The organism is Culturomica sp., assembly GCF_003524185.1.
Lineage (GTDB): Bacteria > Bacteroidota > Bacteroidia > Bacteroidales > Marinifilaceae > Culturomica > Culturomica massiliensis.
The window spans coordinates 1-10093 of the sequence record NZ_DOED01000036.1; the positions used below are offsets into that span (position 1 = coordinate 1).

Consider the following 10093-nt stretch of genomic DNA (forward strand, 5'->3'; position numbering starts at 1 on the left):
TTGAGTCCCGTTTTCCGCTCTCAATCAGAGGTAGTTACGAAAGTGACTACCTTTTTTCTTTTCCCTGTTTTTCGTGGTTTTTGACGATCGAGTTAAACCGAAAGTTAAACGATAGGATAGTGTTTCAAAAAGTGTGTAAATCCCAAGTTTAATTATTTTTGTAATGCAACTTTCAAAAATGATAGATTATGGAATTTACACATGAACAAATTTCGGAAATAATTTCTGAAATCACAAATGGGGAATCCGGTTTACAAGGCTTGGTAAAACAAGGCCTGGAGAGCTTAATGGTGTCTGAGCGTCGTCTTTATAATTCAGATCATCCGGACGTGAGCAAATGTTTATTGAGAGTTCTAACGAACCCCACGATTATGTCGTTTTGATATTAATAGTTACAAAGAAAACACAGATCAATATAACTTTAACAGCTCAATGGACAATCTTCTTCAGGTAGCCATATATATAAAAAGGCCGGGAAATATGAAGTTATGATAGTATCTATAAAAATGGACTATTTGGATTTTTATGATTTTAAAATGAGAGAGAGATTGAAAATAGAGTTTAAGCATGTTCATTATTGGTCGACTATTCCACTTTCTTATTTTATGACTATATTTTGTTTCCTTATTAAGGATTATAATAAAGCTTTGAAATATTTAAATTATTATATTAAAACATCCAAAATTCAAAAAGACACCTATTATGATGAAGTAATCAAGTGTTTTTAATTATCTTAGTCAAGGAAAAGACAGACAATTTTTAAAACGAAATATTTCTTTTGAAATACTTTCAGATTTTAACGAGGCTGATATTTGGAATAAAATAGATTTACCGGAATGTCCGAATTGTTTTATTTGTAAATTAAAAGAAGCATGCAATACACAGGGTAAATATATTCTTGAAAAAAGGATATTGGAAAAGAAAAAGGAGTGTGTTATAAATCAATCTGAATTTAATCAATTTTGCAATTAAGATGTTAATGTATATTAATTGGAATGTCGATCCCGTTTTTTTAAATTTAGGCGTAATTGAATTACGTTATTACAGTTGTTTGTTTGCTTTAGGGATATTTATTGGCTACAATTTAGTAGCAAAGTTGTATAAACTGGAAAATATACCTCAAGAAAAAGTTTATTCTCTGTTTGTTTATGCTGTTTTGGGTATTGTTATTGGAGCCCGTTTAGGGCATTGCCTGTTTTATGACTGGGATTATTTCAGTAAACATCCGTTGGAAATTATATTACCTTTTAAATTTCAACCTGGTTTCAAATTTGTCGGTTATCAGGGGTTGGCGAGTCATGGCGGAACTATGGGTGTTTTGATAGCCCTGTATTTGTATAGTAAGAAATATAAACTGAATTATTTAGGAACTATAGATAAAGTTGCGATAGTAGCACCTTTAACGGGGGCTTTTATTCGATTTGGTAATTTAATGAATTCTGAGATTATAGGAAAAGAATCAACCGCTCCTTTTGCTTTTATTTTTAAGCGTATTGATTTTATACCGCGTCATCCCAGCCAGTTGTATGAGGCTTTGGCTTATTTGTTTATTTTCATTGTTTTGTGGATATTGTTTAAAGCATTAAGAAGTAGAGTTGCTTATGGTTTTTTTACGGGATTAGCTATTGCTTTGATATTTCTGGCCAGATTTTTTATCGAATTTACGAAAGAATACCAAGTCGGTTTTGAGGATGGAATGTTTTTTAATATGGGGCAATTGTTAAGTATTCCATTTGTTATAATAGGGATAGGACTGGCAGTTTTTAAATGGAGATCCTCGAAGTGTAGTAATGTACGAAAATGACCGATACTATTTTAGAAATTAAAAATTTGAGGAAAAGTTATTTTTAGAATTCAAAATGTAATAGTGTTTTGAAAGCGATAAATGCGTGCTGGGGGGGGGGAAAATGAGATTATAGGAATTATAGGGAATAATGGTGTCGGCAAGACGACATTGATAAAATCCTGTTTGGATATATTAACTTATGAAGGTGAAATTCTGTATTTGGACAGGAATCTTCGTAAAATGAATAAAGCAGAAAAAGTTAAGACTTATTCTGCTTTATTGGAGGGGAACCGTAATTTATATTGGAAATTGACACCTATTGAGAATATCAACTACTTTGCTGCATTAAAAGGTGTGAAATATTCCCATATATCAGAAATGGCAGAATATTTGTTAATGGAGTTGAATTTGTTTGAACAACGTAATCAGTTGGTTGAGAATCTTTCAAGAGGAATGCAGCAGAAGGTTGCTTTTATAATAACAATTGTTTTGAACACTCCTGTGATTTTTCTGGATGAACCTACACTTGGCGTTGATGTAGAGTCTAAGAAATCTATGATTGATTTCCTTTTGAAATCGGGTTATTTTCAAAAGAAACTGGTAATCGTAACATCGCATGATCTACATTTTATTCAAACTATTGCAACTTCTGTTTTTAAGTTGAAAAATGGATTATTAGACGTGATGTCTAATCTTTCCGGTCCTGACCAGCATTACATATTTAAAGTTTTGGGTGATGAAAAGGTAATATTGGATATGCTTCCTGCCAAGCTTAAAAAGACTGGGATGTTTTATGAATTTGAAATAGATTTAAGGGAAATTGAATTGTCTGTAACTATGCAATTATTAATAGATTCTAAAGTGGATATTGTATCTATCGAAAATGTAAAATTTAATATGGAACATTTTTATTGCAATTAAAGTATGTATATATCTAATCTTATATATGTCAATACGTTGAAGGAACTGAAATATATGTTTAGATATGGATTCAATACTCTTTTCAGTACTATTGTGTACGCTATTGTCTTTATTGCACTTGCATTGGGTTTGGATGAATCGGGAATGCCTATTTAAATTTATAAAACGTAAGAACAAGAAAACTATTCTCCAGTAAGCTGTGGAGAACAAGATATATCCTTAAACTTATCGGTCGGGGAACGCTTAGTGCCAAGGGGCGGGATCACCTGTCCCGACGAGCGTAAAAGTTTTATAACCTAATATATAGCGAATCTATTGTTATAGCACATATCGAAAAGAACTGAATTCTTCTGTCATTCTTAACAGAAGGGACTTTCTTTCTTTACTATTATTTTAAAATTATTTATTTATACCTTTGTAAAGGAAATCACATTTAATATTTATCTATGAAAACACTTTGTTTACTTTATTTTCTTTTTCTGTTTTCAATTTCGCCCAATGCCCAATCTTATACTCCTGATTGGCAATCCTTAGATAAGCGGCCTAGTCCGTCATGGTTTAAAGACGCCAAATTTGGAATTTTTATTCACTGGGGTTTATATTCCGTTCCCATGTGGTCGCCTAAAGGGACTTACGAGGAATGGTACAAATACTGGCTCGACAACAAAAAATTATTTGGTAACGGTAATTTCACAGGAACCGAAGTTTATGACTATCACACCAAGACCTATGGGGCAGATTTTGAATACGGACAATTTGCCCGGATGTTTAAAGCACAGGATTACGATCCCGTGGCTTGGGCAGCATTGTTTAGAAAATCAGGAGCCAAATACATTGTGCTGACGACTAAACATCACGAGGGATTTGCCTTATGGCCCAGCAAAGAAGCGTCGCGCGACTACGGGCGGCCCTGGAATAGTATGGAGATTGGAGCTCACCGGGATTTGGTCGGTGAATATGCTGAAGCACTTAGACAGGCAAACCTGAAAGTAGGATGCTATTTTTCACTTCGGGAGTGGGATAATCCCTTATATAAGCCCGAAACAATGGAACTTTTCATCGACCGTCATTTATTTCCGCAGCTGAAAGATTTAGTAAACAATTACAAACCTGATCTGATCTGGGTTGACGGGCCGGATCAATACAATGACAAGCAATGGAAAACACCTGAGATACTGGCCTGGCTTTACAATGAATCACCGGTAAAAGACAGTGTGGTTGTAAATGACCGTTGGGCTAGCAATACCGGCCAGCGCCACGGAGATTTTTACACACGTGAATACAGCAATACCAACAGCACTTTCGAGAAACCTTGGGAAGAATGTCGTGGAATTGGTTTTTCTTTCGGTTTCAATCAAAACGAGGACCTGGAAGATTACACCCAACCTCAGGCCTTGGTTCTCACGTTGGTCAATATTGTCTGCCAGGGTGGCAATTTGCTGCTGGGCATCGGTCCTACTGCAAATGGGAAAATTCCACCCATCATGCAAGAACGTCTGTTACAAATAGGAAAATGGCTGGAGGTAAACGGTGAAGCCATTTATGGTTCGCGTCCCTGGAAACAAAACATTCAATGGTCTAAAGGAGATCAGAATTGGAAACCCCAGGGCAAACACTATGTCAGCGGTAACGAAATTCTGAAACAAACTGTAAATCCAGAACCGGGCTATGCCGTAAAAGAAGTTTTTTTTACGACAGGTGGTGATGATTGTGTGTATGCAATTCTTCCCCGCATTCCCAAAGGCAACTTTACCCTGAAAAATGTTCAGGCTACTTCTAAAACAAAAGTCTGCTTGCTGGGGTTAAAGAAAAAAGTGACATGGAAACAAAAGGGAAAAGACCTGATCGTCAATATTCCCTTGATTGCCTTTGACGAAATCCCCTGCGATTATGCCTGGACTTTAAAACTGGAACATGTTCGCTAATAACAGCACCCGGGCAGCACCCGGGGACGGGGGTAAAGTGCTATTTTAATACGAACGAAATCTGTGAAATGATAGCACTTTATCTCATCTCCGGGTGTTATTAGCTAGAAATAAGTGCAATCCGGAATCATAGCATAAATCCAAACAGATACCCCAAAGGGTTATACAAGATATGGGCTATTGTTTTAATTGTAAATTTACGTATTTGACAAATTCTTGGGGACGGGAACAGCTGAGAACATAGTTCTTGTTATTAGTGTGAACGAAAATCAAGTTGTTCAAGTCTGTGGCATACATAGTATAACTGCCCAATTTACCATTCTTGAATCGACCTAAATATCCAAACAAGCCACCACTTCCGAAAGTTTGTATAGAATTATCTATGTCAGACTTCGAAATTCGTCTGGTCTCTATTACCTCGTTCAGCGATACTTCCAATGAACCAAGTAACCTGCTTACCGTTATTTTTTTATCATTTGCCTTCAATCGTATTGGGGTATAGCTCACTCCAGCAATAACGGTAGTTAAAAGAACAATTGTCAGCAAATATTTCAACCACAGCATCACTGTCGGCCAGTTAAGTGATGCTATATAAAATCCTGCCCCAGCAAAAACAATCAAAGTTACAATTGTTACAGCCCATACCCCACCGCTCCAATGAAACGGAACGGAAATACTATTATTTTCAAAGCTCATACTATCCCTCCAATTAATTTTCTTCAACATTCGGGGACGGGGTAAAGTGCTATTTGTATTTGATTATGATTGCTTTACCATCCTCCCGATCTTAAGCTGTGTCGTTTTTTATAGTTTTCTATGCGAATGTCGATTTCTTCCTGAGACAGATAGGCTGGGAATTCGAAGGTAGTTCGTGCGCTGATGGTGACATGAACTACTTCACCTATTCTCTTTTTATATTCATTCAATGCATTTTCAGCCGACTGGTTGGATGAACTTTTTTCAGAACGGATGTTTTTATTTTTATCCATATTTTAAATTGTATTTTAGGATTGTCATATTTCTTCTGAAAACGGTTTATCTTCACCTTCATAATGACCTTTGGTCGGAGATAGGAGATATCAGGATGCTGATCTATCTATAGTACAAATATTTATTGCATTCATGCCTCTTTTGCCGCGTTCCAGATCGAACGTTACAATATCGTTCTCGGCAATATCGTTCACTACATTGCTCACATGAAAAAAATATTTATCTGTTCCTGAAAGGTCCTTTATAAAACCGTAACCTTTTGATGTGTTTAAATGTTCTATTCGTCCTTTCAGAACGGCTTGTGCTTCCTTTTTAGGTGTCGATATCCTGATTTCCTCCTGATCTATTTCCTTCTTCTTGCAATTGTTTTCCGGGGGCGTGGATGTGATCATGCCGTTTTCATCGACGTAGGCTATCATATCATCGAAATTACTCACTTTACCGGATCGCTTTCTTTCCTCTTTTCTGTTTTGTTTTTCCACTCTCCGGGCTTGTTTTTTCTTTTCATTTTCACGCTTACCGAGAATTGCAGGTCTTGCCATATAATATGTATTTAATTTATGATGTGAATGAATAATTTTTTTGAATCCGGATAGAATTCAGTGTAATTTAAAATCTGTGCATCAGGCTGAAAGTTCGGCTTTGCAGAGTTTCTTACCTGTTAATTTTTGAATGTTATTGACCAGTTTACGTTCTTCCTGAGAGCAAAAAGTAAGTGCCGTTCCTGTGTTTCCCGCTCTTCCGGTTCGTCCGATACGGTGTACGTAGGTTTCAGGGACGTCGGGGAGGTCATAATTGATCACCAGCGGTAATTCATTGATGTCGATTCCCCGGGAAGCGATGTCTGTCGCTACCATCACCCGTGTTCTGCCCGATTTAAAATTTCCCAATGCTGCTTGCCTGGCTGCCTGGCTTTTGTTGCCATGAATGGCCTGGCTTCCGATACCGGCTTTGTTCAACGACCGTACAATCCGGTCGGCATTGTGTTTGGTACGTGAAAAGACAAGTACCGATTGATTTTCTGCTTTTCGTAAGAGTGAAATCAGGAGGTGTCCTTTTTCTTCTTTTTTTACAAAATAAATGAATTGCTCGACCGTATCGGTGGTTGATGACACGGGTGTTATTTGTATTTTTACCGGATTTTTCAGTAAAGTGCTTGTCAGAGAAACGATACTGGGCGGCATCGTCGCTGAAAAAAACAGGGTTTGCTTTGCTTTCGGCAGTTTGGGTAAAATCCGTTTGATATCGTGAATGAATCCCATGTCGAGCATTCTGTCGGCCTCGTCGAGTACAAAATACTGTACGCTTTCCAAATGTATATACCCCTGATTCATTAAATCGAGCAGACGTCCCGGAGTAGCTACGAGTATATCCGTACCTTTCTGTAACATCTTTACCTGTGGATGCTGGTTTACTCCTCCGAATATTACTCCGTGATGTACACGGGTGTATTTGGCATAGTCGCCGATACATTCACTGATCTGTAATGCCAGCTCCCGGGTGGGAGTCAGGATTAGGGCTTTGATACCCTTCCGGTTCATCGTCTCTTTGTCTGTTTGTATATGTTGTATGATGGGTATTGCAAACGAGGCGGTTTTACCTGTTCCTGTTTGGGCACACCCCAGCACATCCCTTTGGGCCAGTGCGGCAGGAATTGCTTTTTCCTGGATAGGTGTCGGTACGGTATATCCTTTTTCTTCAATAGCTGCTAAAATAGGTGCGGCTATATTTAATTCTTTAAATGTCATATCTATTATTTTTGCTGTATAGAAAACAGCAGTTATACAAATGCTTCATCCCGGTCTGCAACGGAGAGGATTTTGTCAAAATTCCTTCTTTCTCAGGCCAGACAGTGAGAAGCTGAAAAAAAATCCTTTTTTAAAGTGTGGATTACTTCTTTTACACTTCTTATTTTTTCTGCCAGATAGGCATTGCTGCCCGCAAAGGCATATCCTTTGGTCATATGGCCAATGGCTGCATTATATAGTGCGGCCATAATACAATAAGGGCTTTGCGTATAATCGCAGGTTTTGATACAATGCAACGGACAACATGCAGGTTTTTCCAACCCTTTTTCCACCCTGCGGAGAAATTCTCCGTTGATGGCTCGTCCCGGCATGCCGACAGGACTTTCGATTATAATTATATCTGTGGATTTTGCATGCAGATACACATCTTTAAAAGCCTGGGCGGCATCACACTCCCATGTTGTAACAAAAATACTTCCCAGCTGCACGGCTGAAGCACCGAGCTTAAAAAAGCGGGCAATATCTTTACCGGTGGATATACCGCCAGCAGCAATTACCGGGATGTTTTTTATGTCTTTATAAGCGGATATTGTCGTTAACACTTGGGGAACCAGTGATTCCAGTGCATAATTTTCATCCTTCAGTTGGGCTTTCTTGAAACCTAGGTGTCCGCCTGCTTTTGGTCCCTCGACTACAATCGCATCCGGCAGATAAGCGTAATTTTTTTGCCATTTGTCACAAATAATTTTTGCTGCTCTTGCAGAAGAGACAATGGGTATTAATTTCGTACTGCTTCCTTGAGTCAAATAGGAAGGCAAATCGAGCGGCAAGCCTGCTCCGGAAAATATAATATCGGCTTTTTCCCTGATAGCCGTACAAACCATATCGGCATAATTAGAAAGGACTCCCATAATATTTACACCGATAATCCCGTTTGTCTTTTGACGTGCTTTCCGGATTTCTTCTTCTAATCCCCGGATGCATTTTTGGGCGTAATCCCCTTTTTCTTCGGAGTATAGTAATCCTAATCCGGCACAGGAGATAACGCCTATACCTCCTTCGTTAGCAACGGCAGAGGCCAGACCGGATAATGAAATACCGATTCCCATACCCCCTTGGATAACAGGTGTTTTGACCTCAGTGTTTCCAATAAAAAATGATTTCATAAATTTTTGTTATGATAAAACGAGAACAAAAAAGTTTAATAAATCTATTTCAGAATGGAAAGATACAGGCTTGCAAGAACCTGATACAACATTGAGGAGGGAGAGTAAATTGAACTTAATTGCTGTATACTGTTTCCTAATTGTATACAACAGAAAATTTATTTTCTGTTGTATAGGATAGGGATGTGAATATTATTCGCAACTATTATCGTCTTTCACGGTATCCGCCGTTTGACGGTCTTTCTGTCCGGGGACGCGCAATATTTACCATAATTGTTTTACCGTCGTATTCTGTTCCGTTAAGTTCGTCGATTGCTTTTTGGCCTTCTGTATCGTTTTGCATTTCAACGAAACCGAATCCTCTGGATTTTCCGGTATATCTGTCTGATATGATTTTAGCTGAAGAAACGTCTCCGTACCCTGTAAATAATTCGTTTAAGTCTGCATCATTTGTGCCGTAGCTCAAACCTGAAATGTAAATGTTCATTTGAAATTTTTTAAATAAATACTGAATTAGAGAGAAGGATAATTAAAGGAGAGACCTGCTTAATATGTAAAGAAGAACTATAACGATAATGATTCATAACTCTAATTGCAGACAAAGGTAATACAATAAATAAGATAAGCAATTTTATTTGCCGTTTTTATTATTTGGAATGTTCCGGGAGAAGCAGGCCCGGTGTTATACACACTCATCTCTCTGTTTACAGCCTGACAGGAACGCGATGGTCCGGTATAAACGGTCTCCGCCGGAATTGTACCGGAATTATCTTATTAATTCCGGTTCGTCCTGTGCGGATAACACAAGACTCTCGTATGTTGTCTATATTCTTTTATTCGGGATGTCTACATTTTTCCAGATGGTCCGGAATTTCTGAAATATATATTCCAGCCACACCATAAAGATACCGATGCCGGCTCCGACAGCCGATTCGCTGAAACGTAAAAGCCCGTTCGCCCATGGAGGCAGATCCGGATATTCCCGGGAGATAATAAGAATCACGGATAACGTAATCGTAGCCATTTTCCCATTGTCGGGAACCTTTAAAAGCATACAAATCACTTCCAGAATAAATACGGCAACAATCATTCCGATAATCGTAAATGGATAAAACAGCAGATATATCCAGGCGATAAGAGCTCCCATAAAAGTACCCAATACCCTCAGCCAGCCGTTATGAAGCGAATTTTTCAGATCATTTTCCTGCAATACGACAATAGAAGAGGTACAAGCCAGTATAGCACCGATATAACCGGAATTTTCGTGAAAATGTCCGGTGACGTAATTTCCGAAAAAATAAGATAGTAAGACAGCCATACATTTCAAAAAAGCTGTCTCTGGATGAATACGCCGGATTATATTCAAGAGCTTCATATTCCTGATACAATAATGACTTACATACGTTTTTTTTCAGTTTTAGTTGTGTGTTTTATATTTTTACAAATGTGTTTTTGTTGTCAGTACCCGGGGACGGGGCTAAAGTGCTATCTTTACCATAATAATAGATCATGTTTCTTATAATTCCATTTTCAGTAGCACTTTATCCCCGTCCCAGT

Annotated in this window: 11 protein-coding genes and 1 pseudogene; 5 read left to right on the top strand and 7 right to left on the bottom strand. The window is 38.1% G+C overall.

All coding sequences use genetic code 11. The annotated features are described in order from the left end of the window. Window positions 1–188: 188 nt before the first annotated feature. From DD657_RS15230 to DD657_RS12505, 5 genes and pseudogenes are all read left to right on the top strand, one after another. Window positions 189–335 (top strand): annotated as a pseudogene (locus DD657_RS15230) (IS256 family transposase); the annotation flags it as partial. Between the two features lie 638 nt (window positions 336–973). Continuing rightward, window positions 974–1804, top strand: a complete 831-nt coding sequence (lgt, locus tag DD657_RS12490; protein WP_287050092.1) for a prolipoprotein diacylglyceryl transferase — start codon at window positions 974–976, stop codon at window positions 1802–1804. 81 nt (window positions 1805–1885) lie between these two features. Next, the gene (locus DD657_RS12495; RefSeq protein WP_287050094.1) at window positions 1886–2707 is read left to right on the top strand and encodes an ATP-binding cassette domain-containing protein; all 822 of its coding nucleotides are present in this window, start codon (window positions 1886–1888) and stop codon (window positions 2705–2707) included. A 3-nt stretch (window positions 2708–2710) separates the two neighbouring features. Next, window positions 2711–2863 (top strand): hypothetical protein, encoded by a 153-nt coding sequence (locus tag DD657_RS12500; RefSeq protein ID WP_021987380.1) that lies wholly within the window; start codon window positions 2711–2713, stop codon window positions 2861–2863. Window positions 2864–3153: 290 nt separating this feature from the next. Then, window positions 3154–4632, top strand: a complete 1479-nt coding sequence (locus DD657_RS12505; RefSeq protein ID WP_287050097.1) for an alpha-L-fucosidase — start codon at window positions 3154–3156, stop codon at window positions 4630–4632. A gap of 177 nt (window positions 4633–4809) precedes the next feature. On the opposite strand, the gene DD657_RS12510 is transcribed toward DD657_RS12505, so the two are convergent. From DD657_RS12510 to DD657_RS12540, 7 genes are all read right to left on the bottom strand, one after another. Next, entirely contained in the window at window positions 4810–5358 is a 549-nt protein-coding gene (locus tag DD657_RS12510; protein ID WP_287050099.1) for a PH domain-containing protein, read from the bottom strand. 44 nt (window positions 5359–5402) lie between these two features. Further along, window positions 5403–5621 carry a hypothetical protein gene (locus tag DD657_RS12515; RefSeq protein ID WP_287050100.1) on the bottom strand — a complete coding sequence of 73 codons (219 nt, stop codon included), beginning with the start codon at window positions 5619–5621 and terminating at the stop codon, window positions 5403–5405. A 90-nt stretch (window positions 5622–5711) separates the two neighbouring features. Next, window positions 5712–6164 carry a cold-shock protein gene (locus tag DD657_RS12520; RefSeq protein WP_021987384.1) on the bottom strand — a complete coding sequence of 151 codons (453 nt, stop codon included), beginning with the start codon at window positions 6162–6164 and terminating at the stop codon, window positions 5712–5714. An 81-nt stretch (window positions 6165–6245) separates the two neighbouring features. Further along, window positions 6246–7370 (bottom strand): DEAD/DEAH box helicase, encoded by a 1125-nt coding sequence (locus DD657_RS12525; protein ID WP_021987385.1) that lies wholly within the window; start codon window positions 7368–7370, stop codon window positions 6246–6248. A gap of 92 nt (window positions 7371–7462) precedes the next feature. Continuing rightward, window positions 7463–8536 (bottom strand): NAD(P)H-dependent flavin oxidoreductase, encoded by a 1074-nt coding sequence (locus tag DD657_RS12530; RefSeq protein WP_287050103.1) that lies wholly within the window; start codon window positions 8534–8536, stop codon window positions 7463–7465. 205 nt (window positions 8537–8741) lie between these two features. Then, window positions 8742–9023 (bottom strand): RNA-binding regulator, encoded by a 282-nt coding sequence (gene rbp / locus DD657_RS12535; protein ID WP_021987387.1) that lies wholly within the window; start codon window positions 9021–9023, stop codon window positions 8742–8744. Window positions 9024–9359: 336 nt separating this feature from the next. Beyond that, on the bottom strand, window positions 9360–9854 hold the full coding sequence (locus DD657_RS12540) for an FUSC family protein (RefSeq protein WP_161945866.1): 495 nt from the start codon (window positions 9852–9854) through the stop codon (window positions 9360–9362). Between the last annotated feature and the right edge of the window lie 239 nt (window positions 9855–10093).

Bases quoted from the DNA above. Each gene is read 5' to 3' on its own strand.
- DD657_RS12505 (WP_287050097.1), top strand. From the start codon at position 3,154: ATGAAAACACTTTGTTTACTTTATTTTCTTTTTCTGTTTTCAATTTCG.
- DD657_RS12495 (WP_287050094.1), top strand. From the start codon at position 1,886: ATGCGTGCTGGGGGGGGGGAAAATGAGATTATAGGAATTATAGGGAAT.
- DD657_RS12510 (WP_287050099.1), bottom strand. From the start codon at position 5,358: ATGTTGAAGAAAATTAATTGGAGGGATAGTATGAGCTTTGAAAATAAT.
- DD657_RS12500 (WP_021987380.1), top strand. From the start codon at position 2,711: ATGTATATATCTAATCTTATATATGTCAATACGTTGAAGGAACTGAAA.
- DD657_RS12525 (WP_021987385.1), bottom strand. From the start codon at position 7,370: ATGACATTTAAAGAATTAAATATAGCCGCACCTATTTTAGCAGCTATT.
- rbp (WP_021987387.1), bottom strand. From the start codon at position 9,023: ATGAACATTTACATTTCAGGTTTGAGCTACGGCACAAATGATGCAGAC.
- DD657_RS12515 (WP_287050100.1), bottom strand. From the start codon at position 5,621: ATGGATAAAAATAAAAACATCCGTTCTGAAAAAAGTTCATCCAACCAG.
- DD657_RS12520 (WP_021987384.1), bottom strand. From the start codon at position 6,164: ATGGCAAGACCTGCAATTCTCGGTAAGCGTGAAAATGAAAAGAAAAAA.
- lgt (WP_287050092.1), top strand. From the start codon at position 974: ATGTTAATGTATATTAATTGGAATGTCGATCCCGTTTTTTTAAATTTA.
- DD657_RS12530 (WP_287050103.1), bottom strand. From the start codon at position 8,536: ATGAAATCATTTTTTATTGGAAACACTGAGGTCAAAACACCTGTTATC.
- DD657_RS12540 (WP_161945866.1), bottom strand. From the start codon at position 9,854: ATGGCTGTCTTACTATCTTATTTTTTCGGAAATTACGTCACCGGACAT.